The 26,081-nt window shown below is 48.9% G+C and carries 24 protein-coding genes; 16 read left to right on the top strand and 8 right to left on the bottom strand.

Annotated elements, in window-relative coordinates; all coding sequences use genetic code 11:
• Positions 1 to 214 precede the first annotated feature (214 nt).
• Positions 215 to 901: a uracil-DNA glycosylase gene (gene ung / locus H0248_RS17590; RefSeq protein WP_012822888.1), complete on the bottom strand. Its 687-nt coding sequence runs from the start codon at positions 899 to 901 to the stop codon at positions 215 to 217.
• A gap of 407 nt (positions 902 to 1,308) precedes the next feature.
• Between ung and grcA the strand changes: the two genes are divergently transcribed.
• On the top strand, positions 1,309 to 1,692 hold the full coding sequence (gene grcA, locus H0248_RS17585) for an autonomous glycyl radical cofactor GrcA (protein ID WP_005973551.1): 384 nt from the start codon (positions 1,309 to 1,311) through the stop codon (positions 1,690 to 1,692).
• A gap of 70 nt (positions 1,693 to 1,762) precedes the next feature.
• Here the strand turns inward: grcA and srmB are convergent, their stop codons facing one another.
• Positions 1,763 to 3,088 carry an ATP-dependent RNA helicase SrmB gene (srmB, locus tag H0248_RS17580; RefSeq protein WP_039284402.1) on the bottom strand — a complete coding sequence of 442 codons (1,326 nt, stop codon included), beginning with the start codon at positions 3,086 to 3,088 and terminating at the stop codon, positions 1,763 to 1,765.
• Positions 3,089 to 3,222: 134 nt separating this feature from the next.
• Here srmB and trmN point away from each other — a divergent pair, with 134 nt between their 5' ends.
• Complete coding sequence (trmN, locus tag H0248_RS17575) at positions 3,223 to 3,969, top strand: tRNA(1)(Val) (adenine(37)-N(6))-methyltransferase TrmN (RefSeq protein WP_180786898.1); 747 nt, start codon at positions 3,223 to 3,225, stop codon at positions 3,967 to 3,969.
• A gap of 56 nt (positions 3,970 to 4,025) precedes the next feature.
• On the opposite strand, the gene nadB is transcribed toward trmN, so the two are convergent.
• Positions 4,026 to 5,627, bottom strand: a complete 1,602-nt coding sequence (nadB, locus tag H0248_RS17570; protein ID WP_180786897.1) for an L-aspartate oxidase — start codon at positions 5,625 to 5,627, stop codon at positions 4,026 to 4,028.
• Positions 5,628 to 6,003: 376 nt separating this feature from the next.
• On the opposite strand from nadB, the gene rpoE reads away from it, so the two are divergent.
• From rpoE to rseC, 4 genes are read left to right on the top strand one after another with little or no spacing between them, the layout of a single operon-like run.
• Positions 6,004 to 6,579 (top strand): RNA polymerase sigma factor RpoE, encoded by a 576-nt coding sequence (rpoE, locus tag H0248_RS17565; RefSeq protein ID WP_005973561.1) that lies wholly within the window; start codon positions 6,004 to 6,006, stop codon positions 6,577 to 6,579.
• A 59-nt stretch (positions 6,580 to 6,638) separates the two neighbouring features.
• A complete protein-coding gene (rseA, locus tag H0248_RS17560) occupies positions 6,639 to 7,286 on the top strand; it encodes an anti-sigma-E factor RseA (protein WP_180786896.1) in 648 nt (215 codons plus the stop codon).
• The gene (rseB, locus tag H0248_RS17555) at positions 7,286 to 8,248 is read left to right on the top strand and encodes a sigma-E factor regulatory protein RseB (protein WP_180786895.1); all 963 of its coding nucleotides are present in this window, start codon (positions 7,286 to 7,288) and stop codon (positions 8,246 to 8,248) included. Before rseA ends, rseB begins: the two co-directional genes overlap by 1 nt.
• Positions 8,245 to 8,697, top strand: a complete 453-nt coding sequence (gene rseC, locus H0248_RS17550; RefSeq protein ID WP_180786894.1) for a SoxR-reducing system protein RseC — start codon at positions 8,245 to 8,247, stop codon at positions 8,695 to 8,697. The genes rseB and rseC overlap by 4 nt, the downstream gene beginning before the upstream one ends.
• A 92-nt stretch (positions 8,698 to 8,789) precedes the next feature.
• On the opposite strand, the gene H0248_RS17545 is transcribed toward rseC, so the two are convergent.
• On the bottom strand, positions 8,790 to 9,002 hold the full coding sequence (locus H0248_RS17545; protein WP_180786893.1) for a hypothetical protein: 213 nt from the start codon (positions 9,000 to 9,002) through the stop codon (positions 8,790 to 8,792).
• On the opposite strand from H0248_RS17545, the gene lepA reads away from it, so the two are divergent.
• The 7 genes from lepA to acpS all read left to right on the top strand — a co-directional run bounded on the left by lepA (position 8,994) and on the right by acpS (position 15,607).
• The gene (lepA, locus tag H0248_RS17540; protein ID WP_039284413.1) at positions 8,994 to 10,793 is read left to right on the top strand and encodes a translation elongation factor 4; all 1,800 of its coding nucleotides are present in this window, start codon (positions 8,994 to 8,996) and stop codon (positions 10,791 to 10,793) included. The two genes, H0248_RS17545 and lepA, sit on opposite strands and share 9 nt — an antisense overlap.
• 16 nt (positions 10,794 to 10,809) lie before the next feature.
• Positions 10,810 to 11,775, top strand: a complete 966-nt coding sequence (gene lepB / locus H0248_RS17535) for a signal peptidase I (RefSeq protein ID WP_180786892.1) — start codon at positions 10,810 to 10,812, stop codon at positions 11,773 to 11,775.
• Positions 11,776 to 12,083: 308 nt separating this feature from the next.
• Positions 12,084 to 12,764 (top strand): ribonuclease III, encoded by a 681-nt coding sequence (gene rnc, locus H0248_RS17530; protein WP_012822897.1) that lies wholly within the window; start codon positions 12,084 to 12,086, stop codon positions 12,762 to 12,764.
• The gene (gene era, locus H0248_RS17525) at positions 12,761 to 13,666 is read left to right on the top strand and encodes a GTPase Era (RefSeq protein ID WP_012822898.1); all 906 of its coding nucleotides are present in this window, start codon (positions 12,761 to 12,763) and stop codon (positions 13,664 to 13,666) included. The genes rnc and era overlap by 4 nt, the downstream gene beginning before the upstream one ends.
• 11 nt (positions 13,667 to 13,677) lie before the next feature.
• Positions 13,678 to 14,415, top strand: coding sequence for a DNA repair protein RecO (recO, locus tag H0248_RS17520; protein WP_180786891.1), 738 nt, complete (start codon positions 13,678 to 13,680; stop codon positions 14,413 to 14,415).
• Positions 14,416 to 14,495: 80 nt separating this feature from the next.
• Positions 14,496 to 15,227, top strand: coding sequence for a pyridoxine 5'-phosphate synthase (gene pdxJ, locus H0248_RS17515; protein ID WP_014916248.1), 732 nt, complete (start codon positions 14,496 to 14,498; stop codon positions 15,225 to 15,227).
• Complete coding sequence (gene acpS / locus H0248_RS17510) at positions 15,227 to 15,607, top strand: holo-ACP synthase (RefSeq protein ID WP_180786890.1); 381 nt, start codon at positions 15,227 to 15,229, stop codon at positions 15,605 to 15,607. Before pdxJ ends, acpS begins: the two co-directional genes overlap by 1 nt.
• An 18-nt stretch (positions 15,608 to 15,625) precedes the next feature.
• Here the strand turns inward: acpS and H0248_RS17505 are convergent, their stop codons facing one another.
• The gene (locus tag H0248_RS17505; protein ID WP_010280453.1) at positions 15,626 to 15,886 is read right to left on the bottom strand and encodes a YfhL family 4Fe-4S dicluster ferredoxin; all 261 of its coding nucleotides are present in this window, start codon (positions 15,884 to 15,886) and stop codon (positions 15,626 to 15,628) included.
• A 470-nt stretch (positions 15,887 to 16,356) separates the two neighbouring features.
• Here H0248_RS17505 and pdeH point away from each other — a divergent pair, with 470 nt between their 5' ends.
• Together pdeH and H0248_RS17495 are read left to right on the top strand one after the other, a co-directional pair.
• Complete coding sequence (gene pdeH, locus H0248_RS17500) at positions 16,357 to 17,148, top strand: cyclic-guanylate-specific phosphodiesterase (RefSeq protein WP_180786889.1); 792 nt, start codon at positions 16,357 to 16,359, stop codon at positions 17,146 to 17,148.
• A gap of 787 nt (positions 17,149 to 17,935) precedes the next feature.
• Positions 17,936 to 19,450 carry a sensor domain-containing protein gene (locus H0248_RS17495; protein ID WP_180786888.1) on the top strand — a complete coding sequence of 505 codons (1,515 nt, stop codon included), beginning with the start codon at positions 17,936 to 17,938 and terminating at the stop codon, positions 19,448 to 19,450.
• A 60-nt stretch (positions 19,451 to 19,510) separates the two neighbouring features.
• Here the strand turns inward: H0248_RS17495 and H0248_RS17490 are convergent, their stop codons facing one another.
• The 3 genes from H0248_RS17490 to H0248_RS17480 all read right to left on the bottom strand — a co-directional run bounded on the left by H0248_RS17490 (position 19,511) and on the right by H0248_RS17480 (position 24,555).
• Complete coding sequence (locus tag H0248_RS17490; RefSeq protein ID WP_180786887.1) at positions 19,511 to 20,872, bottom strand: HlyD family type I secretion periplasmic adaptor subunit; 1,362 nt, start codon at positions 20,870 to 20,872, stop codon at positions 19,511 to 19,513.
• A complete protein-coding gene (locus H0248_RS17485) occupies positions 20,859 to 23,123 on the bottom strand; it encodes a type I secretion system permease/ATPase (RefSeq protein ID WP_180786886.1) in 2,265 nt (754 codons plus the stop codon). Before H0248_RS17485 ends, H0248_RS17490 begins: the two co-directional genes overlap by 14 nt.
• A 79-nt stretch (positions 23,124 to 23,202) precedes the next feature.
• Positions 23,203 to 24,555, bottom strand: a complete 1,353-nt coding sequence (locus H0248_RS17480) for a TolC family outer membrane protein (protein ID WP_180786885.1) — start codon at positions 24,553 to 24,555, stop codon at positions 23,203 to 23,205.
• 390 nt (positions 24,556 to 24,945) lie between these two features.
• Here H0248_RS17480 and H0248_RS17475 point away from each other — a divergent pair.
• On the top strand, positions 24,946 to 26,081 hold a 1,136-nt coding region (locus H0248_RS17475; protein ID WP_308415673.1), incomplete at its 3' end, for a retention module-containing protein.

The raw sequence follows: 26,081 nt of genomic DNA, 5'->3' as shown, positions 1-26,081 counted from the left end.
TCGATCCCGCTTAGCTCCACCAAATCGTTGCATTACTTCTTATTTCATTCCGCTTTTTCAATTTCTCCCTATTCAATTAACGTTTTTCATTTGCTTAATACGTTTGTCAGCGATTCCTTGTAAACCATTCTTTATAAACGATTCTTTGTAAATCATTCTTTGTAAACGACAGTTGGCTGCCTTCATTTTTTGAAGACAACCAAACCGTTATCGCTTAAGCCTCTTCTGGGAGCCTTGGCGTCCAGTCTATTGGTGACAGCCCTTGCTGTTCCAAAAGCTGATTAGCCTGCGAAAAATGCTTACAACCCAAGAAACCGCGGTGTGCAGATAGAGGGGAAGGGTGCGGTGATTTCAGAATATGGTGACGCTGCTGATCGATGATGTTGCCTTTTTTCTGTGCATGCGAGCCCCATAGCAGAAAGACCAGACCTTCCCGCTGCTCATTCAATGCCGCGATGACGCGGTCAGTAAACGTTTCCCAGCCCAAGTTAGCATGCGAGTGCGCCTGTCCGGCTTCAACGGTTAATACCGTGTTGAGCAGTAAAACGCCTTGCTCCGCCCAGCTTTGTAGAAAACCATGCCGTGGAATTTCAAACCCAGGGATATCGCTCGCTAATTCTTTATAAATATTGCCCAGAGAAGGTGGAGCGGGTACGCCAGGACGTACCGAGAACGACAGTCCGTGTGCCTGATTTGGGCCGTGATAGGGATCTTGTCCCAGAATGACGACCTTGACCTGATGCAGTTCGGTAAAGCGGAATGCGTTGAAAACATCCTTCTGCGGAGGGTAGATAGTTTTACCCGCTGCACGTTCTTTCCCAACGAATTCAAGGGTGTTAATGAAGTAAGGCTGCTGCTTTTCTTGTGCCAGCACGTCATGCCAGGTGAGAGAGGTCGCCATCATGCACTCTTTTTTTACAGGTTGAATGGTGTTGCGGGTAGCTTACCGATCTATCGTGCCGAGGTAAAACCGTAACCGTTGTTGTCGCAACGAAAACGCCTTTTTTGAAAAAAAATTGAAAATTTACAAAAATATTTGCAATTAGGAGTCTTGGTAATATTGATATAAAACAATAAATTGCCTTCGCGTAGTTAAGTGGTGGGGTTTTAAAATTGATTTAAGTCAAGGATGTCCCGTTATCAGGCTGGTATATAAGGGGGTAGATACAAACAGTTTTATACGATCGTGACGAAATCTGGCCGTTTTTAACTAAAACCGTTTTTAACTCAGTCAGTTTTAACTAAGTCAGTTTTTAACTACGTTCGTTTTTAACTAAGACAATAACACGCCGTTTTACGGAGGCAATTATGGTTACTGGTATTCAAATCACCAAGGCTAACGACAGCGCGCTGATCAATTCTTTCTGGTTGCTGGATGAAGAAAAATCACAGGCGCGTTGCGTGTGTGCTAAATCGGGTTATAGCGAAGATCAAATCGTTCCGGTGAGCGATCTGGGTCAGATCGAGTATCGTGAAATTCCGCTGGAAATCAAACCTGAAGTGCGTGTGGAAGGCGGTCAGCACCTGAACGTAAACGTTCTGCGCCGTGAGACGCTGGAAGATGCCGTTAAGCATCCGGAAAACTATCCGCAGCTGACGATCCGCGTATCTGGCTACGCTGTGCGTTTCAACTCATTGACGCCAGAGCAGCAGCGCGACGTTATCGCTCGTACTTTTACCGCAAGCCTGTAAGCTGTTACTCAAGCCTTAACAAAAAGGGAGCCGAAGCTCCCTTTTTTTATGTCTCTATTTTATCGAGATTTCACTCGGCAGAGGGTTCGTCGGTTTTCTGCGTTGGTTGACGACGCTTACCAATATTTTTAGCATCGCGATGACGAACTTTTACCTTAACTTTTTCTTTTTCCTTCTCTTTTTTCTCTTGTCGCTTAGCCAGCACTTTTTTCGACGGTTTCCCCGTCGTTTTGGCGCTTGGCGCTTTAGTCGCTGGGCGGAGTTCTTCAATGACGCGCGGTTTTAGCGGTTCATTCAAGTAGCGACTGATTTTCCCCAGCAGCAGATGGTCGTGCGCTTCGACGAAAGAGATAGCACAGCCTTTGCGACCCGCGCGGCCAGTGCGGCCGATACGGTGAAGGTAAGTATCGGCTGTGCGCGGCAAGTCGAAGTTAAATACGTGGCTGACATCGTCAATATCAATACCGCGCGCGGCGATATCGGTTGCCACCAGCACGTTGACACGCCCGTCGCTCAGACGTTTGATCGCCTCATTACGTTTTGCCTGCACCATTTCGCCTTCGAGATAGCAGGAGTTAATGCCCGCTTCACGTAGCCAGGCAACCAGCTCATGCACACGCTCACGCTTGCGTACAAAGACGATAGAACGCGTCACATCCGGTTGTTTTAACTGGTGGCAGAGCAGCGCCGTTTTGTGTTTGAGATCGTCAGCGCGGTAATACCATTGCAGAATTTTTTTACGTTCCCGACGCGATGGGTCGGATTCGATTTCAACGGGTTCGTTGAGCAAGCGCTCGGCGAAATCTTTGATCGCGTCCCCTTCCAGCGTCGCAGAAAACAGCATCGTTTGCTTGCGCCAGCGGGTTTCTCCAGCGATGTGTTCAATATCCTGAGCGAAGCCCATATCCAGCATTCTGTCTGCTTCATCCAGAATTAGCGTTTCTACCGCGCGGCAATCGAAGTTTTCTTCTTTAATGTATTGCAGCAGGCGGCCCGTCGTCGCGACGACGATATCCTGATTTTCACTGAAGACTTCCGCGTGGTTCATGTAGGCCACGCCGCCGGTGATCGTGGCGATATCCAGATGCGTATGCGCTGCAAACGCTCGCGCCTGATCGGCTACCTGCATGGCGAGTTCACGGGTTGGCGTGAGGATCAGAATACGAGGTGGACCCGATTTTTTACGAGGGAAATCGATAAGATGCTGCAAAACCGGCAGCAGATAGGCGGCGGTTTTACCTGTTCCTGTTGGCGCGGAGCCCAGTACGTCGCGGCCTTCCATCGCCGGAGGGATCGCCTCAGCTTGAATCACGGTCGGGCGCTCGTAGCCCATGTCGCGCAGGGCGTCTAACAGGCTTTCATCAAGATCAAGCTCGGAAAAATTGGTTACAGTCATGGTCTACCTCTATTTGGGGCGCCGATTATAGACGGATTGGCCGATTTCTTCACCTGTTTAAGCAGGCATCGGCACTTTTCCTGTACTGATGTTTCACCTATGCTACTGCGGTTTGCGTTTGGAATCTTATTTTCATGAATCATCAGGCTGATAATAAACTGACACTGCGTCGGGATGGATTTACCTTCAAGCAATTCTTTGTAGCGCACGATCGCTGTGCCATGAAGGTGGGAACCGACGGAATTTTGCTGGGTGCTTGGACGCCGGTGTCTTCAGCCACACGGATTCTGGATATTGGCAGCGGCTCCGGCCTTCTCGCGCTAATGCTGGCGCAACGTTCTGAACCGCATGTTCCGATTGATGCCGTCGAGCTGGATAGCGCCGCCAGCGATCAGGCGAAAGAAAACGTTGCTGCTTCGCCATGGGCTGACAGAATCACGGTGTATGCTGAGGATATCGTCAGTTTTGCTGAGACGCGAGCCGTCGACTATTCGTTGATTATCAGTAACCCGCCTTATTTCCCGCCGGGGATCGCGTGCGGGTCGGATCAGCGCGATCAGGCTCGCTATACCACGTTGTTAACCCATGAAGCGCTGTTGCGCTGTGCTCATCAACTGCTGATGCCTGAAGGGCTTTTCTGCGTGGTGCTGCCGGTTCAGGTTGCTGAGCATTTTATTCCGCTGGCGCAGCAGCACAATTGGCACGTTCACCAGCAGCTTCACGTATCGGAGCAGGAAGAGAAACCTGCGCATCGCGTTTTGCTGGCGCTGTCTCGTCAGGAAAGAGAATGTGTGAATTCCTCACTGGTCATTCGTGATGCAGAAAGGGGATATTCGACGGATTTCCAGCGGCTGACAAAAGATTTTTATCTCTTTATGTAGATGGCAGACGCCTTATTGCTGCGCCTGCCTTTGCTGAGTGAACTATTTTTTATGAACTACGGCACCAGAATAGTTGGCGTTGGGGCGTCGAACTGATCTGGGTAATCCAGAGTGTAATGCAGCCCGCGGCTTTCTTTTCTTTCCAATGCGCAGCGGACGATGAGTTCAGCGACCTGCACCAGATTACGCAGTTCCAGCAAATTGTTGGAAATGCGGAAGTGGGCGTAGTACTCATTGATTTCCTGCTGAAGCAGTTGGATGCGGCGTTGTGCCCGCTCCAGTCGCTTAGTCGTCCGCACGATTCCAACGTAATCCCACATAAACAGACGTAGCTCGTGCCAGTTATGCTGAATCACCACTTGTTCATCTGAGTTATCGACCTGGCTTTCATCCCAATCCGGTAACTTTTTCACTGCTTTGATTTGCGGTAAGCGCTGCAAAATATCCTCAGCGGCTGACCAGCCGTAAACCAGACACTCAAGTAATGAGTTGGATGCCATGCGGTTTGCGCCATGCAATCCGGTGTAGCTGACTTCGCCAATCGCATACAGGCCGTCAAGATCGGTACGACCATGTTGATCGACCAGCACGCCGCCGCACGTGTAGTGTGCTGCGGGCACGATCGGTATCGGCTCACGTGTCAGATCGATGCCAAGAGACTGTAGCTTTTCATCGATAGTGGGGAAGTGCTGTTTGATGAAGGCTTCGGGCTTGTGGCTGATATCCAGATACATACAGTCTGCGCCGAGCCGTTTCATCTCATGATCAATCGCGCGGGCGACCACGTCGCGCGGTGCCAGTTCACCTCTGGCATCGAAATCGGGCATAAAGCGTGTGCCGTCAGGACGTTTAAGGTACGCGCCTTCACCGCGCAGCGCTTCCGTTAGCAGGAAATTTCGTGCCTGCGGGTGGAACAGACAGGTCGGGTGAAACTGATTGAACTCCAGATTTGCCACGCGGCAACCCGCACGCCAGGCCATGGCTATACCATCGCCAGAGGAAATATCGGGGTTCGTGGTGTATTGATACACTTTGGATGCGCCGCCGGTCGCCAGAACCACCGTTTTCGCCCGGCAGGACTCTACGCGTTCTCGTTCACGGTTCCATATATAAGCACCGACAATGCGGCGTGTGCCGGGCAGACCCAACTTATTCGAGGTAATTAAATCGACGGCGTTGCAGCGTTCCATAATCCGAATATTCGGATGAGATAGCGCTTTCTGCACCAGCGTGTTTTCCACTTCTTTGCCCGTTGCATCCGCTGCATGCAGAATTCGACGATGGCTGTGCCCGCCTTCGCGCGTGAGATGGTAACGCTCTTCGCCGCTGGTGCTGGTTTCGGTATCGAACAGCACGCCTTGTTCGATCAGCCATTGCACGCAGTGTTTGGCATTGCTGGCGATAAACTCAACGGCTTCCCGTTCACACAGGCCATCGCCAGCGATCAGGGTATCTTCGATATGGGAGTCAATTGTGTCCGTTTCATCGAAAACGGCGGCGATACCGCCCTGAGCATAAAACGTTGCGCCTTCGTTGAGTGGGCCTTTGCTTAATACCGTCACGTTGGCTTGTGAAGCCAGACGCAGCGCCAGTGAAAGCCCGGCAGCACCGCTGCCAATGATTAAAACATCACAGACGTATTCAGTGGTCGTTTGCATGGTCATGTCGTGGGTGCAAAAAGAAGAGTAAATCCGATGGTAGCACCCAATGGTTGATTGCTGCATTGGTTTTTAGCCCCATTTCTACGCTATAAATAAGCGAACAGTAGGGCGTGCTGAATCGTGCGCATACCTCAGATTTATCGTATCATCCTCGGAGAAGCGTGGAGCCTCAGATGAAGACCATTTTTGATGAAGAAAATGTGTGATGATACGCATCGCAAAAACGAGTAACGGCGCTAAGCAAAAGAAAAATGATGACTCGGAACTTTATTGGATGTCTTGGTTCTAATGAGGAGCTTGCTCTAAATATGACTTATATAGCTGGCAGTACTATTTTATGCATGGAGAACGGTTTGAGTAGAGATTACCTCGGATGAGCGAGCAACTGGCAGATCAGGTTCTGGTCGAGCGAGTCCAAAAAGGCGATCAAAAATCGTTTAACTTGTTGGTCGTTCGTTATCAGCATAAGGTAGCGAGCCTAGTATCACGCTATGTTCCCCAAGGGGACGTGCCGGACGTGGTACAGGAATCGTTTATTAAAGCCTATCGCGCGTTAGAGTCATTCCGCGGCGATAGTGCGTTCTATACGTGGCTGTATCGTATCGCAGTGAATACGGCCAAGAATTATCTGGTAGCTCAGGGACGCCGCCCGCCTTCCAGCGACATTGATGCCAATGATGCGGAAAACTATGAAAATGCGGGTGCACTGAAAGAAATATCGAACCCTGAGAATTTAATGTTGTCAGAGGAATTACGAAGCATCGTTTTCCGAACTATTGAGTCTTTACCGGAAGATTTACGTTTAGCGATTACGCTACGTGAGTTGGACGGTTTAAGCTACGAAGAGATCGCCGTGATTATGGATTGTCCCGTCGGCACTGTTCGTTCTCGTATTTTCCGAGCGCGGGAAGCGATTGATAATAAAGTACAACCGCTTATTCAGCGCTAGCGAGCGTTTTCAGCTATCCGCATGACTAATGATGGATTTGACAAGGTAAGGGTGTCGGTATGCAGAAAGAGAAACTTTCCGCTTTAATGGATGGCGAAGCAATTGATTCCGAACTGTTAGGCGCATTGTCACGGGATGACGCGTTGCAGCAAAGTTGGCAAAGTTATCATCTAATTCGTGATGTGATGCGTGGTGATGTGAGTGAAAACGTGATTCACCTGGACATCGCTTCTCGTGTTGCCGCTGCAATCGAAAAAGAACCTGTTCGTCTGGTTCCACAAGCGCAGCCTGAATCTCAGCCACAACCTGTCGAGTGGACGAAGATGCCTTTCTGGCACAAAATCCGCCCGTGGGGCAGCCAACTGACACAAGTCGGTGTGGCCGCCTGCGTCTCTTTAGCGGTGATTGTCGGCGTACAAAATTACCAGCAGGGTAATGCTGCCGAACAGGTTGTGGAATCCGGCGTATTCAGCACCTTACCCGCTATGGGCACCGCCTCTCCAGTAAGTCTGGGCGTGCCGTCAGAAAATGTTGCCCCTAACAGCGGTCAACAGAAATCTGATATGCAGCGCAATCGCCTTAACGCCATTTTGCAGGACTACGAATTACAGCGCCGGCTGCATGCCGAGCACGCTCTGCCGCAGGACGATCAGCAAGCGGCAATTCAGGTTCCCGGTACTCAATCATTAGGAACACAGCCCCGGTAATGAAGCGTGTTTGGTCCGCCGCCTGTTTTCTGATTGGCAGTCTGTTTTATTCTACTTTCGCCCCGGCTCAGAATGTTGAGCCGGGCGCGTTGCTGCAACAGATGAATGGCGCTATTCGTTCTCTGAATTACGAAATTTCCTTTATTAACATTACCCTGCAGGGGTTCGAGTCGGTACGGTATCGCCATGCAGTGGTGAATAACCGTGCCTTGGCGCAGTTGCTGTTTATGGACGGGCCGCGACGCGAGATCGTGCAGCGTGGTAATGAAGTCAGCTATTTCGATCCTGGTTTTGAGCCATTTACGCTTACCAGTGACCATATTGTTGACTCTCTCCCTTCTCTGGTGTTTGCTGATTTCCAGAAACTCTCTCCCTATTATGATTTTGTTCCCGCTGATGGGAGGGTGCGTATTGCCGATCGTCTGGCATTAGGCATTCGGGTCATCTCACGTGATGGCACACGCTACAGCTATACGGTGTGGATTGATGCGGACTCGAAACTTCCACTGCGTATTGATTTACAGGATCGCAATGGCGACAAACGGCTGGAGCAATTCTTAACGACATCACTGATTGTTGACGATGATGTGGTGAGCGTGATGCGTCCGCTGGAAGGGATCAAACTTCCTCCTGCGCTACCCGCGCCTGCGGCGGAAAACAGTGATTTTACCTGGGTGCCGGAATGGCTACCTGCCGGGATGAAAGAGCTGTCGCACAACAAAAAGGTGTTGCCAGGTTCGTCCATTCCGATTGAAACACGTCTGTATAGCGATGGTTTATTCAGCTTTTCGATTAACATTAGCCCGTCTTCTGACGTGAGCGAAGAACAATCTGTGCTCACGGGGCGACGCTCTATTCACACTGTCATGAAAGGCAACCGAGAGATTACCGTCGTCGGCGATATTCCTCCTTCTACGGCTAAACGCGTGGCTGACAGCATTATTTTAAAGGCGCAACCGTGATTAAAGAATGGGCAACGGTAGTGTCATGGCAGGATGGCATCGCAGAGCTGCGGTGTGAGCCAAGTTCGGGCTGCGGCACCTGTAAATCCCGCTCGTCGTGTGGAACGGGTTTATTAAGCCAGCTCGGGCTCTCTGCCGAAAATACGCTGTATGTCCCTTACGGTCGGCCTTTAGAAGTGGGGCAAAAAGTAGAATTGGGTATTTCTGAGGGGCGGCTGCTGCTTTCCGCTGCTCTGGTTTATTTCGTTCCGCTGGTTGGGCTGCTGCTCGGTGCGGCGATTTGCCAAACGTTATTCGGCACCGATCTGGCTGCTGTTATTGGCGCGCTGCTAGGCGGTGGCGTGGCGTTTATGAGCGTGAAGCGCTGGGCGAAGCAATTGGGTAAGAATAAGCGTTATGAGCCCGTTATCCTGCAAATCGCTCTGCCGGGCACGCTCTTACAAAATTGATCTGTTTACCGGAGCGTAAACGGCGCGCGGTGCGGAAACATTGCTGACTTGTTTGTTATCTTTCGACACGATGTTTGCCACGTAATGACACTTTACTTCCCGCTTTCCTCTTGTTGTTCTGCTATTCCAAATAAAACCGTCATAATCAAGGGGAATGAACCGGACATGACTAGGTTTTCACGCCTCTCACATGTAGAATGCTGCGATTCAGGTGGAATAACATCGCTGCTGTTTTCACCTATGCGCATGCCCATCGGCAAGAATTTCAGGAATATCAAGGTAGAAAAATTTTTATAATGAAGCATATACGAAATTTCTCCATTATTGCCCATATCGACCACGGTAAATCAACGTTATCTGACCGTATTATCCAGATTTGCGGCGGTTTAACCGAGCGTGAAATGGCGGCGCAGGTTCTGGATTCCATGGATCTGGAACGTGAACGCGGAATAACGATTAAAGCGCAAAGCGTCACGCTGGATTATAAAGCGCAGGATGGCCAAACCTACCAGTTAAACTTCATCGATACGCCTGGGCACGTTGACTTCTCTTATGAAGTTTCCCGTTCGCTCGCCGCTTGTGAAGGTGCGCTGCTTGTCGTTGATGCTGGGCAGGGTGTTGAAGCTCAAACGCTGGCTAACTGCTATACCGCGCTGGATATGAATTTGGAAGTGGTGCCGGTTCTGAATAAGATCGACCTGCCTGCTGCCGATCCGGATCGTGTTGCTCAGGAAATTGAAGACATCGTCGGCATTGATGCCACCGACGCTGTGCGCTGCTCTGCAAAAACGGGGATTGGCGTGCCGGATGTTCTGGATCGTCTGGTGCGTGATATTCCGCCGCCGGAAGGCAGCCCTGATGAACCGTTGCAGGCGCTGATTATCGACTCCTGGTTTGATAACTACCTTGGCGTTGTGTCGCTGGTACGTATCAAAAACGGCACGATGCGCAAAGGCGACAAAATTAAGGTGATGAGCACGGGTCAGGTTTATAACGCCGACCGTCTCGGTATTTTTACGCCGAAGCAGATCGACCGCGATGTATTGAACTGCGGCGAAGTAGGCTGGTTGGTATGCGCCATCAAAGATATTTTGGGTGCCCCAGTAGGGGATACGCTGACTCTGGCGCGTCATCCGGCTGAAAAAGCGTTACCGGGCTTCAAGAAAGTCAAACCGCAGGTTTACGCTGGCCTGTTCCCGATTAGCTCCGACGACTATGAAGCATTCCGCGACGCATTAGGCAAGCTGAGCCTCAATGATGCCTCTCTGTTCTATGAGCCAGAAAGCTCTACCGCGCTGGGCTTTGGTTTCCGCTGTGGCTTCCTGGGTCTGCTGCACATGGAGATCATTCAGGAACGTCTGGAGCGTGAGTACGATCTGGAACTGATCACTACGGCACCGACGGTAGTGTATGAAGTAGAAACGACGGCTAAAGAAACCATTTATGTTGATAGCCCGTCTAAACTGCCACCGCTGAACAATATTCAGGAACTGCGCGAACCGATTGCCGAGTGTCATATGCTGATGCCGCAAGAATATTTGGGTAACGTGATTACGCTTTGTATTGAGAAGCGCGGCGTGCAGACGAACATGGTGTACCACGGTAATCAGGTTGCGTTGACGTATGAGATCCCGATGGCCGAAGTGGTACTCGATTTCTTCGATCGCCTGAAATCAACGTCTCGTGGTTATGCCTCGCTGGATTATGGCTTCAAGCGTTTCCAGGCATCAGACATGGTGCGCGTTGATGTATTAATCAACAACGAGCGTGTCGATGCATTGGCCCTGATTACTCACCGTGATAATTCACAATATCGTGGCCGTGAATTCGTCGAAAAAATGAAAGAACTCATTCCGCGTCAGCAATTTGATATCGCGATTCAGGCCGCCATTGGTAACCACATTATTGCGCGCTCTACGGTTAAGCAATTGCGTAAAAACGTACTGGCCAAGTGTTATGGTGGCGACGTCAGCCGTAAGAAGAAACTGTTGCAGAAACAGAAAGACGGTAAGAAACGTATGAAGCAGGTCGGTAACGTCGAACTGCCGCAAGAAGCGTTTCTGGCAATTCTGCACGTCGGCAAAGACAGTAAATAAATTCTGAGGAGTTGGCATGGCCAATATGTTTGCCGTAATTCTGGCAGTGGTGACGCTGGTCACGGGGATTGTCTGGTGTTTAGAGCGTTTCATCTGGGCACCTGCTCGCCGGAAGAAATTTGCTGCGATGAGCGGTGCCGATCTGGCTGATGGCGCGGTTTCATCGAAAGCTATTCAACAACCCGGCTGGATTGAGACGATAGCGTCCGTCTTCCCAGTCGTGGCTTTGGTATTGGTTGTGCGCTCCTTCATTTATGAGCCGTTTCAAATTCCATCGGGTTCGATGATGCCGACGCTGTTGATCGGTGATTTTATTCTGGTGGAGAAATTTGCCTACGGTATTAAAGAACCCTTCACGCAAAAAACGCTGATCGAAACGGGTCATCCGAAGCGTGGCGACGTGGTGGTATTTAAATATCCGTCCGATCCTAAAGTAGACTTTATCAAACGCGTGGTCGGTGTACCGGGCGATCGCGTGAGCTATAACCCGATAACCAAGCAGGTGACGATTCGTCCATCCTGTCAGGGGCAGCAGACGTGTGATACCGCCTTGGCGGTCACATACAGTAACGTACAGCCTAGCGATTTTGTTCAGACCTTCAACCAGACAGGACTGGAGTCGCGTAGCGGTTTTTATGAAGTGCCTGTCAATGACAACAGCGTGGATGGCGTCCGCATGGGCGCGCGCAAAGAGTCATTAGGCAATGTAACGCATAATATTCTCCTGGTACCGGGCCAGCAGGATCAGCTTGGTGGTTATTACCAGCAATCGCAGCAGCAGCTTGCGACATGGGTTGTCCCAGCAGGGCACTACTTCATGATGGGTGATAACCGCGATAACAGCTTGGATAGCCGCTATTGGGGCTTTGTACCAGAGAGAAATCTGGTCGGTAAAGCCACCGCTATCTGGATGAGCTTTGAGAAGCAGGAAGGTGAATGGCCTACCGGCGTTCGTTTGAGTCGCATTGGTGGCATTCATTAACCAAAAATAAGCATTAATCAAAGTAAGCATTAACCGAAATAAGATACAGGCAGCATTCTGATGCTGTCCGTTGTAGAATATTTTCTGTAACGCTCTTTTTGGAAGAACATGCCCTAAGTAGTACGAGTTGCAGGACAAGACGTTATCGTTTTAACCACGCTAACGCACAGGCAACGCGAAGTATGACGGGCAGAAAGGCAGGCTCTCTTAGGGGAGCCAATGCAAACGAAACAGTTTTGACCGAATTGGTAAGCAGGGCTGTTCCGTATGCTGCTGTTTTTGACGCATCGTTGATCTATTGGTAACACATGAATCCCATCCTGATAAATCGTTTACAAAGAAAGCTGGGCTATACTTTTCAGCAGTACGAGCTTTTGTTACAGGCGCTGACGCACCGTAGTGCCAGCAGCAAACATAATGAAAGACTCGAGTTCCTGGGTGACTCCATCCTGAGTTTTGTGATCGCTAATGCACTGTATCATCGTTTTCCCAAGGTTGATGAAGGGGACATGAGTCGGATGCGAGCGACACTGGTGCGAGGAAACACGCTGGCGGAAATCGCGCGCGAATTCGAACTGGGAGAGTGCTTACGCCTCGGTCCCGGTGAATTAAAAAGCGGTGGTTTTCGTCGTGAATCGATCTTGGCTGATACGGTCGAAGCGCTGATTGGCGGCATTTTCCTCGATAGCGACATCCTGAATATTGAGCGTTTGATCCTGAATTGGTACCAAACGCGTCTGGATGAAATCAGTCCCGGCGATAAGCAAAAAGATCCGAAAACGCGGTTGCAGGAATTTCTGCAAGGGCGTCACTTACCTCTGCCGACCTATCTGGTGGTGCAGGTTCGTGGGGAAGCACACGATCAGGAATTTACTATCCACTGTCAGGTGAGCGGCTTTAGTGAGTCGGTCATTGGTACAGGATCGAGCCGTCGTAAAGCCGAACAGGCTGCGGCTGAACAAGCGTTGAAAAAACTGGAGCTTGAATGAGCGAAGTACAGACACACTGCGGTTTTGTCGCGATTGTTGGTCGACCAAACGTCGGTAAATCGACGTTATTGAATCAATTACTGGGACAGAAGATTTCTATTACGTCACGTAAGCCCCAGACGACGCGGCACCGCATTATGGGTATTCACACGGAAGGGCCTTATCAGGCTATTTATGTGGATACGCCGGGATTGCACATTGAAGAAAAACGGGCGATTAACCGCCTGATGAACCGTGCTGCCAGCAGCTCAATTGGTGACGTTGAGCTGATCATTTTCGTTGTTGAAGGTACACACTGGAACGACGACGACGACATGGTATTGAATAAGCTGCGCGATCAGAAACTCCCTGTACTATTGGCGATCAATAAAGTCGATAACGTCACGGATAAAACCAAGCTGCTGCCGCATATCCAGTTCCTCAGCCAACAGATGGACTTCCTTGATGTTGTTCCAATCTCGGCTGAGAAGGGGACGAATGTCGATACGATTGCCAGCATTGTGCGTAAACACTTACCGCAGGCAACGCATCACTTCCCGGAAGATTACATCACCGATCGCTCGCAGCGCTTTATGGCGTCGGAAATTATCCGTGAAAAACTGATGCGCTTCCTGGGTGAAGAATTGCCGTATTCCGTAACGGTTGAAATCGAGCGTTTCGTGACGAACGAGCGCGGCGGTTATGACATCAACGGCCTGATTCTGGTTGAGCGTGAAGGCCAGAAGAAGATGGTTATTGGCAACAAAGGGGCCAAAATTAAAACCATTGGTATCGAATCTCGTCAGGATATGGAAGAGATGTTCGAAGCCAAGGTGCATCTTGAGCTGTGGGTCAAAGTGAAATCCGGTTGGGCAGATGACGAACGTGCCCTGCGCAGCCTGGGTTATAGCGAAGACCTGTAAGGTTCACGCCGATGGAAGGCTGGCAGCGCGCATTTGTCTTGCATGGGCGACCTTATAGCGAAACCAGCTTATTGCTGGATCTGTTTAGCGAAAGCGATGGTCGAGTTCGTGTGCTTGCCAAAGGCGCACGAGCTCGACGCTCTAGCCTGAAAGGCTGTTTACAGCCTTTCACTCCGCTGCTGGTGCGCTGGAGTGGCCGGGGAGAAGTGAAAACATTACGCAGCGCAGAGCCTGTCTCGCTCGCGCTACCACTGACTGGTTCGATGCTTTATAGCGGTTTATACGTTAACGAACTGCTGTCCCGCGTGCTGGAACATGAAACCAATTACTCCGCTCTTTTCTTCGATTATCTCCACTGTTTACAACATCTTGCTGCACAGAATGCCTCTCCCGAACCAGCATTAAGACGCTTTGAATTAGCGTTATTGGGCTATCTGGGATACGGCGTTGATTTCCTGCATTGTGCCGGTAGCGGTGAGCCCGTTGCCGATACCATGACTTATCAGTATCGAGAAGAAAGGGGGTTTATTGCCAGCCTGGTGGTTGATAATAAAAGTTTTACCGGGCATGAATTACGCTCGCTGGCGTCGCGTGAATTCCCTGATGTCGGCACGCTGAAGGCGGCAAAGCGGTTCACCCGCATTGCGTTAAAGCCGTATCTGGGGGGGAAACCGCTGAAAAGTCGTGAGCTGTTTCGCCAGTTTGTACCTGCTGCTAATTTGTCCAAACCCGCATCTTCTGATAAATAATCCCGCCTCCTCAGTACCCTGACGCTGTGACATCGGTGTAAACTGCCACGTATCGTGCATGACTTTACCGAGGATTTATCATGGCTGAACTGCTGCTTGGCGTTAACATCGATCATATTGCAACGCTGCGTAATGCGCGTGGAACGGCGTATCCCGATCCCGTTCAGGCGGCTTTTGTCGCTGAGCAGGCAGGGGCGGATGGCATCACTGTGCATTTGCGTGAAGATCGCCGCCATATCACGGATCGTGATGTGCGGATCCTCAGAGAAACGCTCCAGACCCGTATGAACCTGGAAATGGCGGTTACGGAAGAAATGCTGAACATTGCCTGTGAAGTGAAGCCGCATTTTTGCTGTCTGGTACCGGAAAAACGTCAGGAAGTGACAACTGAAGGCGGGCTGGATGTCGCGGGGCAGCAGGAAAAGATCGATAACGCAGTCGCCAGACTTAGCCAGGCTAACATCTTGGTTTCACTCTTCATTGATGCGGATAAGCGGCAAATCGATGCCGCCGTAGCCAGCGGCGCACCCTATATCGAAATCCATACCGGGGCGTATGCCGATGCGCCAGATGACGAAGCACGTCAGCATGAGTTCGAGCGCATTCGTGATGCGGCGACGTACGCTGCGGCGAAGGGGCTTAAAGTCAATGCCGGACACGGTCTGACGTACCACAACGTTCTACCGATTGCTGCCTTGCCAGAAATGCACGAATTGAATATCGGGCATGCGATTATCGGACGTGCGGTGATGAGCGGTCTGAAGGATGCCGTTGCCGAAATGAAGAATCTGATGCGAGAAGCGCGCCGCTGATGGCGATTCTTGGGCTCGGAACAGATATTGTCGAGATCGCCCGTATTGACGCGGTGATTGAACGTTCAGGCGAGCGATTGGCTCGCCGCATTCTGACGGATGCTGAATGGATGCATTATCAGCAGCATCAGCAGCCTGTTCGTTTCCTCGCCAAGCGCTTTGCCGTGAAAGAAGCGGCAGCAAAAGCCTTTGGTACCGGAATCCGTAACGGGCTCGCGTTCAACCAGTTTGAGGTTTTTAATGACGAACTGGGTAAACCTTGCCTGCGGTTTTTTGCTAAAGCGGCAGAACTGGCTGAACAGATGGGCGTTAGACGCGTCCATGTGACTCTGGCTGACGAAAGACGCTATGCTTGTGCGACCGTGATTATCGAAAGCTGATCGTCTGTAAATGGATGCTTAAATCCTGTCGGCATGGTGCATGAGCACGTATTTTTCCCACAGTTGCTCATTGCCTTCAACATGGTTTGGATCTTTGATGATCGTGTTGTCGATCGGACAGACCTTCTGACACGTAGGGGTGTCGTAGTGGCCAACACACTCGGTACAGAGGGTGGTGTCAATTTCATAAATGTCCATGCCCATGGAAATAGCCTGATTAGGACACTCGGGCTCACACATGTCACAGTTGATGCATTTATGGGTGATGAGTAACGCCATGATGCTCTTCTACCTTACAAACAGGGCGCAGATTATACCCGTTGATGCTCGTTTAAACACGCGTAACTGTCATTGATGACGAATATACTGGTAAATCGGTTTCTCCTGCCTTCAATGTTCCTTTCTTCCCTAGCCATTTACTGCGGATTTCGCGCGTTTTCGGAGGCTTTCAGCATGCAACCTATTGGCAGCATAAATAGTGAGGTTACAGGGTAAAATTATCATCTGTTCGTTAAATTGGTTTTATACCTATCCTTTAAACTGTATGAATCAGCTAGTGCGACTGTGTTTCTTGGGTTTTAATTTATTGATTTACAATTTAAATAAATTTAGTTGTGATATTGAACCACTTATTTTTGTAATATCATGGACATTGATTTAATCGGTATTGCTGATGACGTTTGCATCTGGAGAGTCGATGACGGTGCATGTCCGTATGATATAATTTTATAACTAATAGTGTCAGTTTAATGGCGGAACTCATAGTGCAGCAGGAAGGTCATCTTAATCAGATTGGGGCAGGATTTTTCCAACAGGGAGATGCAGAACCATTAAGTGCTGGTTACTGGCAGCAATGCCAACGGCGGTATACTTTTCAGCCCATTTACCGAACATCAGGTAAATTAATGGCTATTGAGTTACTGACTTCTGTTTTTTCTCCTACCCTGCCGCAAAAGTTCATCTCTCCTGAAAAATACTTCGCAAATATCGATGTTGAAACCCGATTGTTAATTATTGTAGAACAACTGCAACTTTTATCTCGGTGGAGTTTTCGATTTACTCGCGACGATCTTTTTGCCTCTGTCAATATTGATGGTATGACGCTACTCGCGTTGCAAAATAGTCTGGAAGCCAAACGTCTGATCGCGGCAATGCCCTGGATTCGTTTTGAAATGGTCGAAAATCAGGGAGGGCTGCCAAAAGAAATCTTAACCAAGCTCCCAGAAGCACAAACACTGTGGCTGGATGATTTCGGCTGCGGTATGGCGAATTTTTCATCACTCATGCTGGCTCAGTATGATTGCATCAAAGTGGCACGTGAACTCTTCATTCTCCTGCAACAAAGTGGTGAAGGGAAAACCGTTTTCCCTGCGCTGATCGCTTTGCTATCACGTTTTTGCAATTATGTGGTTATTGAGGGAATCGAAACAAAGGAAGAGTGGGCAATCGTTCAGGCATCGCCTGCTTATGCTGCCCAAGGATACTACCTCTCGCGCCCCCAGCCGTTTGAGAATTTTGAGACGTTGAAGCTTGAATTTTAGGTGATAACCTGTTGTTTAAACTATTACTTTACACAGTAGAGTGCCGTTGTATACCCATCCATATTTTTCCTTCATATTAATTCATCATATTTCCTAATATTTCATTGTTGCGCAAAATATCGCCTATCTGACGAGCTGTTTTTTCGCTCTGATTGGTAAGGTATAATGCTGTTTATTGTTTTATTTTTGTTATTTAATTCTTGTTTTATTTGTTATGGCAGTGTTTTTTTTCAAAAAAACAAGGAGGAGGAGGACTACGGAGTCTGCATCAAAGTATGACATATATAATCAGATGCTTGCGTTAATGATTTTATTTTTTTCTTTTAATTATTTGATTTTTAATGATAAAAAAATATAATGTTTACTGCTAACGATCAAAAATCACTTTGTGATAGATTTTGTTGATTAAAACAATGATACTTATTGGTATAATTGATTTGCTTACAAAAATTTGATGTTCAGAATATATCGCTATGTACCCTTAGGAATATTTTTTTATTCCATTAGAGAAGCTTATAACCCGAACAATTACTCCTATTAAATTAAGATACTCTTTTGAATTTGTTGTTTTTATCTGCGCACAGTCATATGCGAGGGCTTTATGCTTATGTTGCTATGTTTCTAAACACTCCTGATTCATGGAGCATTTTTTCTTTCATCCTTTCTGCTCTCCGGAAATGCACTCATCCTGAAAATCTACGGGGTAGGCGCTTGTTACCGGGATTTTTCGTCATCAGCATTGTGATTTGTACGATCAGGACCACTCGGGCCTGAGGAGAGTGTTATTGTGTATGAAATTATAATAACCTTACTATTGCTATTGTTATTGTTTTCTTCTATAAAAAATAGAAAAATTAAACAAAAGTTTAAAGCTGAGCAGAAAAAACAAGACTTCCTCAACATGACTTTTTTTGCGATGGAATATAGCCCTGCCTCAATTATGATCGCAGATGAAAATTGTGAAATTATTTACGTCAATCGCCAGTTCATTACCATGTCTGGCTATATGCCGGATGAAGTTATCGGTAAAAAAACGAATATATTAAACTCTGGCATGACCAACGCCAGCGTCTATGAAGATCTGTGGGCGACCATAAATAAAGGTAATATTTGGAGCGGTGAATTCGTTAACCGGCGTAAAGATGGACAGTTGTATTGGGAAAAGGCCAATATCGCTAAAATATATAATAAGGCAAGTAACTCGACCCAGTACGTCGGCATTAAGTTAGATATTACAGAGCGGAAATCGCAGGAACATCATGATAATTCATACAATCGTGCGTTGGAGCTGTTATCAAGCGGTGCGCCGCTGAAAGACATCCTGGATGCGATCATTTTTAGCGTTGAGGAAAAAAATCCTGGCCGTATTGTTTGTTCTGTATTGCTCGTCGATAAAGAAAAGAAATGTTTGACGCTGGGATCGGCACCGAGCTTGCCAGGTTTTTATAAAAATGCCATCCACAACGTGAAAATTGCCGATGGTGTGGCTTCTTTTGGTACAGCAGCCCATACCGGAAAACGCGTAATTGCTGATGACATTTCCGTGCATCCGCATTGGTCTTTATATAAAGGGCTCGCATTATATGCCGGACTGCGTTCCTGCTGGTCTGAACCTATCATTGGTCAGAACAAAGAAATATTAGGGGTTTTAAGCGTTTATCATCGTAAAGTGTATGTTCCAACTGAAGAGGAAATTTTCTCTATCGAGAAGTCGGCGCAGCTGATTGCGATCGCGATAGAGCGATATCATGCGATTGATATGCTGCGGCGTAGCGAGGAACACTATCGGCAGCTGGCGCACTATGACTCATTAACGTCACTGGCTAATGGCCTGACGTTTGCCGAACAAATGGAACAGGCGATCCTGCTATCCAAACAAACGGGTAGAAAAATTGCACTGATGTTCTTGGATCTCGATAAATTTAAGCAGATAAACGATTCGTTTGGGCATGCTGTTGGGGATTTGCTATTAAAAGAAGCGGCTGCGCGTATGCGTGGTGCGGTTCGGGATTCGGATACGGTCTATCGCCGTAGTGGTGATGAATTCATTATTTTGCTTCAGGGCATTAAAGAAATTGATAATACACTCTATGTTGCAGACAAAATTCATAACGCATTGAACAAACCTTTTGAGATCGATGGAAAAACGTTGGATATATCGTGCAGTATCGGTATTGCGCTGTATCCAGAGCACGGTACCGATTCTCTGACATTGGCAATTAATGCCGATTCCGCTATGTATCAGGCTAAAGCTATGGGGCGCAGTCAAACTCAGATTTATCACAATATGAACGATCATTGATAAATGAAATAAAAAAAAGCGCTCCGTTGAGCGCTTTTCTCCTACCTTTCCCTTTTTTTATTATCTTTCTCGTAGTGCTTCAGCTTTTGCGCGAATAATCGGCTTTAACAAATAGCTGAGGATAGTTTTCTTGCCCGTGATTATATCCACGGAGGCTACCATGCCTGGAATGATGAGAAGTGGTTTATCGGCTGAACCTAAATAATTCTTATCAGTCCGTAAGCGAATTATATAAAAGCTATTCCCTTCTTTATCAGTGACGGTGTCCGGGCTGATTTGTTCCAACTGACCTTTTAGGCCACCATAGATGGTGTAGTCATAGGCCGTTAATTTTATGATGGCGTCCTGACCGGGATGTAAAAACGCAATATCCTGAGGGCGAATTTTAGCCTCCACCAACAGTTTGTCATCTAGCGGAACAATTTCTACCAGATCGCTACCCGGTTGAATCACGCCCCCGATGGTATTCACCAGAACTTGCTGCACGATACCGCGAACTGGGGAGACAACCAGCGTTCGGTTTACCCGATCTTCGAGCGCTTTACCTGTGGCTTCAATTTTGTTCAGGTTGGTTTGTGCTTCACTCAACTGAGATAACGCCTCGCTTTTATAGCGACTGCGCGTTTCCTCTATTTTATTCTCACTCTCTTTAATCGCAGACTCCGCCCGAGGAATGGAGAGCTTGATGGAATCAAGCTGGCCACGAGTTTCAACCTCAGCACGGCGCAGGCGTAAAACTTCTACTTTAGAAATGGCGCCTTCCGCAATCAGCGGTTCCGACATTTTAATTTCTTGCTGGAGCAGGCTTAGGCTATTGCGGAACTGAATTTCCTTGGCTGAGAAATCCCGCAGTTCCTGCTGGCGCTGGATCAACTGTTCTTCCAGACCGGATATCTCATTATGCAACTGCTGGCGGCGACTGTTATAAAGCTCTTTTTCTCCTGCCGCGATTTTAGGCGCTTGCGTCGTGATTTCTTCGGAAAGTACGAGCTCTTGGCCGTTGATTTCGGCATTCAGGCGTTCAATTCGTGACAGTAGCGCAAGCCGATCGGCTTCGGTTTCACCGACGTTAGAGGCGAAGCGCGTATCGTCAAGGCGTAGCAAAGGATCGCCTGCATTGACGACCTGTCCCTCACGAATGAACATTTCCGTGATAATGCCACCTTCCAGGTTTTGGATTTTTTGCAGTCGGGAAGATGGGATGGCTTTACCATCGCCGCGAGTGACTTCATCGATATTCGCGAGCCCGGCCCACAGGATGAAAAACAGGAAAAAAGCACCGATAGCCCAGAGCGTGAATCGAATCGATCGTGGCGAATCCTCAGCCATTGCTCGGCTGACTTCTGGCATCGTTTGCAGGCTCTCTTCATCTCCGCCGACAAAATACCGTTTGATTCGTTTGATATATTTACCGAGACGCATTGATCTGCCCCTTCTTCAACGCATCCATCACGATTGCTTTCGGCCCATCAGCAATAATTTTACCTCTGTCGACAATCACTAAACGATCGACCAGTGCCAGCATGGAAACCCGATGGGTGACCAGTAAGAGCGTTTTCTCTCTAATCACGGGGGCCAGAGCTTGTTTTAATCGATCTTCGCTGGTGTTATCCATCGAGCTGGTGGGTTCATCCAGCACCAGAATCGGCGGATCGAGCAGCAGCGCTCTGGCTATTGCGACAGCCTGACGCTGACCGCCTGAAAGCTGTTGGCCGCGTTCACCAACCTGAAGGTTATAGCCATCCGGGTGCAGGCGAGCAAACTCGTTCACCCCTGAAATTTCTGCGGCCCGCAACATTGCTTCGTCTTCTACATAGCGTGCACCGCTAATCAGGTTATTGCGCAGAGAACCACTAAATAGCTGAATATCCTGAGGAACATAGCCGATATTGTGGCGTAAATCGCTGACATCTAACTGACGAGCATCGACGCCGTCGATCAGAATATTACCGGTATTAGGTTGATAGAGGTTTACGATCAGTTTTTGCAGCGAGCTTTTGCCTGAACCGCTGCGGCCGATGACGCCCACTTTCTCGCCAGGCGCGATAGTCAGGCTAATGCCTTGCAGCGAACTGGTTTTTTGTTCTGGATAATTAAACGTCACATCGCGAAATTCGATGCCACCTCGGATGCTCTCACGCTTCAACGGACGTTCGTTATCGTTACGCTCTTGCGGCAACTGCATCATCTGTTCGGTGGTTTGCATCGTCAAACGCGCCTGCTGGTAACGGCTGACCAAGCCAGACAACTGGCCCAACGGCATTAGCGCTCTGCCGTTCAGCATGTAACAGGCAATCAATCCACCCATACTGAGTTTGCCGTTAATCAGCATATAGACGCCGACGACAATCATGGCAACACCGGCAAATTGCTGGAACCACTGCGTCAGGTTTACCGCCAGTGAAGACAGTGCTTTGGCGCGCATTTCCAGCTTGCTCAGGCTGCCAATGGTCTGTTCCCACTGGTGCTGCCGTTCACTTTCCGCATTATTGACTTTGATCGCGTCCAGACAGCTCAAGGTTTCGATCAGCGTAGCCTGCCGTTCACTGGCAAGGTGCATCGTTTTTTCAATGGTGGCGGACAGCGGCTTTTGCATCGCCCAGCTCGCCAACAGGGCGATAGGGTAGGCGAGTATGGAAACCCAGACCAGCGGGCCACCGATGATGCCGATAACCAGTAGTAGGAGCAGCGTAAAAGGAAAATCGATCAGCGTCGTCAGAGTTAGTGACGAAAGGAAATCTCTTAGTGATTGAAATTCATGAATATTTTGCGCAAAGCTACCGACCCGCGGAGGTCGAGCCTTCATCGACATACCGGTAATGCGCTCAAATAACGTGGCGGAAATAATCAGGTCGGTTTTTTTACCCGCCATATCGAGACAAATGCCGCGCAGCGTTTTGAGTATCAAATCGAAAATAAACGCGCCAGTCACGCCGATAGCCAGCACCCATAATGTCGCCGTTGCCTGATTGGGTACAACGCGGTCGTAGACATTCATCACGAACAGCGGCGTAGCAAGCGCGATAATGTTCACCAGCAAACTGGCGAGGACGGCATCGAGATAGAGTGAGCGTGAAAGTTTAAGCGTATCTTTGAACCAGGATTTGGTTCGGGGGATCAGCGACGGATTTTGCAGATCGAACTGATGACGAGGTTGGGCAAACATCACCAGACCAAGGTAATTCTGTTGCAGCGTATTGTGCTCAACGGAAATTTCTCCGCCTTCTGTTTCACTGGGCATCAGACGCGCGCTGCCGTCAGCGTTCCAGCCTAACAGAATCGCTGCACGTCCTTCCCGTAACAGCAACATCGCAGGGAGCGACATGTCGGAAATTTTATTCAGAGAACGTTTGAGAACGCGTCCTTGCAACCCCGCGCGTGCAGCGGCTCTTGGGAGCAATTTTACCGATAACCGTTGATTGGCTAAAGGGAGCCCTGCGGTGAGTGTCGTACGACTGACGGATTTCCCCTGCAAGGTGCAGAGGATCAGCAAGCTATCCAATAAGGGGTCGTCATGACGGCTGCGAGGGTCACTATTTTCATGAATGATGGGTTCATGAACAGTCGATTCATGACCTACAGTCGATTCATGGACAACGGGCTCTTGGACGATAGACTCCCCAGTAGCTGATTTATCAGAACCATCCGTCTCTTGTACAGAATGCAACTTCATTTAACTAAACGTTCCCTTACGCAACGTAATTCCCCCGCATATAAAGCATAATTTATCGCCGTCTGACCAATGAAATATATTAATTAAGGCTCGGCAACTCGGCTTGGGTGGTGACGTTTGTCAAGCTGGTACCCGCATCAGGCGCTGGGATCGCTAAACGGTTTAATAGCTCTCCCATGCGGGATGCGATCCGGTATTCGGTATAGAGAGAGGTGAAACGAACTTCGACCAGACGGCGCTGTGCGGTAAACAACTCATTCTCGCTATCCAATAGGTCCAGCAACGTCCTTTCTCCCAGGCCAAATTGCTTCTGATAGGCGCTACGTACTTTCATACTGCGGTCTGCATATTCGGCGGCAATCGGCAACTGCTGACGCGAGTTATTTAACGCAGACCAGGCTAACTTGAGTTCTTCGCTCAGCAGGCGCAGGGCATTATTTCGGACATCCTGTGCTTCTTTTATCTGATAGGCTTTTGATTCCATGTTGGCTTTGCTGCTACCACCTTCATACAGGTTGTAGCGCATCCGCAGCATCGCCTGCCATTCATTATTTTGACCGCGTGTTCCGCCAACGTTGTTATCCATCGTGCGAGAGAGTTCAACGTTGAGACGAGGGTAAAACGTTGATTTTGATGTCTCATACTGCTGCTGGGTGGCTTCAATATCTGACTCTGCGGATTTCAGCGCCGGGCTGTTAGCCAGCATAATACGCAGCGCTTCATCCAGCGAGGCGGGGAGTTTTATCGCCGAAGCATCGGGCATCACCAAATTCTCTGGCACCTTCCCCACAATGCTCATGTAGTTGATTTTGGCATCGTCCAGATTGGTTTGTTCTGTCAGCACGTTATTACGTGCTTGAGCAAGACGTGCTTCGGCCTGATCCAAATCGGCCAGTCGCCCCACGCCTTGCTCGCTGCGCAGTCTGATTTGATCGTAAATACGCTCATGGCTTGCAAGGTTGGCTTCCGCCAGACGGACAAATTCCTGACGTTGCAGCACACTGAGATAGACCTGAACGGTATCTAATGCCGTTGTCTCACTGGTATTTAATACTTTATAGGCACGTGAATTGACCGTGGCGCGCTGTCTTCCTACTTCGCTGGAGGTGGCGAAACCATCAAATACCGTTTGGCTTAGATTGATACTGGATTCCTGGCGACTGAGCTCAACGCGCTTATTGGTGCTGGCGCGTGTTGAGGGGCTATCGGTCTCTTCGCGTCCGACGCCTGCATTTAGCGTGATGGAGGGGAGATATCCGCCTTTGGCCGCACGTAAATCATGTTCGGCAGAAAAACGGCTATTAATCGCTGCGCTTACTTCAGGATGTGTATAAAGCGTACTTTTTATTGCTTCCTGAATCGTCTCGGCATGCGTTGCGGTGGAAAAAAGGGCAATAAAAGGTAATAAAGCAAAATGGTATCTACGCATCATCAGCAGTTTTCCTTCACAAAAACTTTATTTGTGATTATTCCTATTAAAGTGTTTGAGTGTTATATAAACGCTTAACGAATTGATTTGCTTTTATTCCATTTATATCAATATGTTAATCAATTTCCCTGAAGCGCCCTGTACAAGAAAAATAAGGCTTACTCTAAATGAGTAAAGTTCTGGAAAGAATATTCCGAATTTTTTATTATATCGGTCATTGAGTCAAGCGTTTGACGCATAACGACAACACTATCGTAACGCTTTTTTTTCATAAAAGGTCAGGACGACATACAGCAAATCAACCTTATCGGATGATAGCAAAAATCTATAGCCGCAATATCGCCACATTATAAAAATAATTATAGATATCAAGGAGAAAGCATTTTGAATAGTGTGATTGGTGTCATTAAATTCGTTATTGGACAAGTTTTTATCGTCGCGCTTGATGGAAGCCAGAGATTGTTGGTTGCTGGCGATCGGGTTTATAGCGGTGAAGAAGTGGTAACTGGCGCTAACGGCGCGGTTTCAATCACATTACCGGACGGTAAAACATTGGATTTGGGGCGTGATAGCCGCTGGAGCGATGTTAGCAATGCATCCTCTCAGTCCAATGCGGATGTCGCCAATGATGTCGCAGCTATACAAGATGCTATCGCTCAGGGTGCTGACCCAACGCAAGTATTAGAAGCGACTGCCGCAGGTAATGACGATACCGGAGAAGCCGGTGACGGCGGCGGTGGGCATTTTAATTCGACTGTGGTACTGGATTTAACGGGCGACGTCGTGACTGCCCAGATTGGTTATGATACTGCAGGCCTATCGTTTACTGACCGAGCTTCGTCTGTTCTGGATGGTGTCGATTTATCCACGACGCTGCTGGCAACGGCAACGGATACCACCCCGCCTTCTGTCACCATTGTCATAAACAGTGATGGCACAGTAAGTTTTGTTTTCACAAAACCGATTGTTGGTTTTGACCCCAGTGATATTACTGTAACAAACGGCGTAGTAACGAATCTGGTGCAGGATCCTAACGATCCAAATCGCTGGACGGCGACATTGACGCCAGCCGCCAATTTTGAGGGAGAAGTCCGCGTCAGTATTCCTGACGGCAGTTACACCGATACTGCGGGTATTCCTGGCTCTGGGGGAAGTGAAGCGATAACGGTCGATACTTTACCCCCTGTCGCGTCGATCGTTATCGACAATGTCACTAGCGATAACGTGATCAATGCGACCGAGTCGGGTCAGACCATTGCCGTCACCGGTCAGGTCGGTAATGAAGTCAACGCGGGTGATGCGGTTACCGTTACCGTCGGTGCGGAAACGTATCAGACCACCGTCAATACCGATGGCAAGACCTGGAGCGTCAACGTACCGGGATCGGTGCTGGCTGCTAACGGTGATGTGAGTGCGACCGTCACCACACGGGATACCGCAGGTAACGTCACGACGGCGAATACCAGCCACACTTACGGTGTCGATACGGTTGCGCCAGTCGCGTCAATCTCTGTCGATAACGTCACGTC

The sequence above is a fragment of the Pectobacterium brasiliense genome (assembly GCF_013449685.1).
Classification (GTDB): Bacteria; Pseudomonadota; Gammaproteobacteria; order Enterobacterales; family Enterobacteriaceae; genus Pectobacterium; species Pectobacterium brasiliense_A.
This window is presented reverse-complemented; position numbering and strand designations above follow the sequence as displayed.

Coding starts and splice junctions, on each gene's coding strand:
- ung (WP_012822888.1), bottom strand. CDS start 901: ATGGCGACCTCTCTCACCTGGCATGACGTGCTGGCACAAGAAAAGCAG.
- grcA (WP_005973551.1), top strand. CDS start 1,309: ATGGTTACTGGTATTCAAATCACCAAGGCTAACGACAGCGCGCTGATC.
- srmB (WP_039284402.1), bottom strand. CDS start 3,088: ATGACTGTAACCAATTTTTCCGAGCTTGATCTTGATGAAAGCCTGTTA.
- trmN (WP_180786898.1), top strand. CDS start 3,223: ATGAATCATCAGGCTGATAATAAACTGACACTGCGTCGGGATGGATTT.
- nadB (WP_180786897.1), bottom strand. CDS start 5,627: ATGCAAACGACCACTGAATACGTCTGTGATGTTTTAATCATTGGCAGC.
- rpoE (WP_005973561.1), top strand. CDS start 6,004: ATGAGCGAGCAACTGGCAGATCAGGTTCTGGTCGAGCGAGTCCAAAAA.
- rseA (WP_180786896.1), top strand. CDS start 6,639: ATGCAGAAAGAGAAACTTTCCGCTTTAATGGATGGCGAAGCAATTGAT.
- rseB (WP_180786895.1), top strand. CDS start 7,286: ATGAAGCGTGTTTGGTCCGCCGCCTGTTTTCTGATTGGCAGTCTGTTT.
- lepA (WP_039284413.1), top strand. CDS start 8,994: ATGAAGCATATACGAAATTTCTCCATTATTGCCCATATCGACCACGGT.
- H0248_RS17545 (WP_180786893.1), bottom strand. CDS start 9,002: ATGCTTCATTATAAAAATTTTTCTACCTTGATATTCCTGAAATTCTTG.
- lepB (WP_180786892.1), top strand. CDS start 10,810: ATGGCCAATATGTTTGCCGTAATTCTGGCAGTGGTGACGCTGGTCACG.
- rnc (WP_012822897.1), top strand. CDS start 12,084: ATGAATCCCATCCTGATAAATCGTTTACAAAGAAAGCTGGGCTATACT.
- era (WP_012822898.1), top strand. CDS start 12,761: ATGAGCGAAGTACAGACACACTGCGGTTTTGTCGCGATTGTTGGTCGA.
- recO (WP_180786891.1), top strand. CDS start 13,678: ATGGAAGGCTGGCAGCGCGCATTTGTCTTGCATGGGCGACCTTATAGC.
- pdxJ (WP_014916248.1), top strand. CDS start 14,496: ATGGCTGAACTGCTGCTTGGCGTTAACATCGATCATATTGCAACGCTG.
- acpS (WP_180786890.1), top strand. CDS start 15,227: ATGGCGATTCTTGGGCTCGGAACAGATATTGTCGAGATCGCCCGTATT.
- H0248_RS17505 (WP_010280453.1), bottom strand. CDS start 15,886: ATGGCGTTACTCATCACCCATAAATGCATCAACTGTGACATGTGTGAG.
- pdeH (WP_180786889.1), top strand. CDS start 16,357: ATGGCGGAACTCATAGTGCAGCAGGAAGGTCATCTTAATCAGATTGGG.
- H0248_RS17490 (WP_180786887.1), bottom strand. CDS start 20,872: ATGCGTCTCGGTAAATATATCAAACGAATCAAACGGTATTTTGTCGGC.
- H0248_RS17485 (WP_180786886.1), bottom strand. CDS start 23,123: ATGAAGTTGCATTCTGTACAAGAGACGGATGGTTCTGATAAATCAGCT.
- H0248_RS17480 (WP_180786885.1), bottom strand. CDS start 24,555: ATGATGCGTAGATACCATTTTGCTTTATTACCTTTTATTGCCCTTTTT.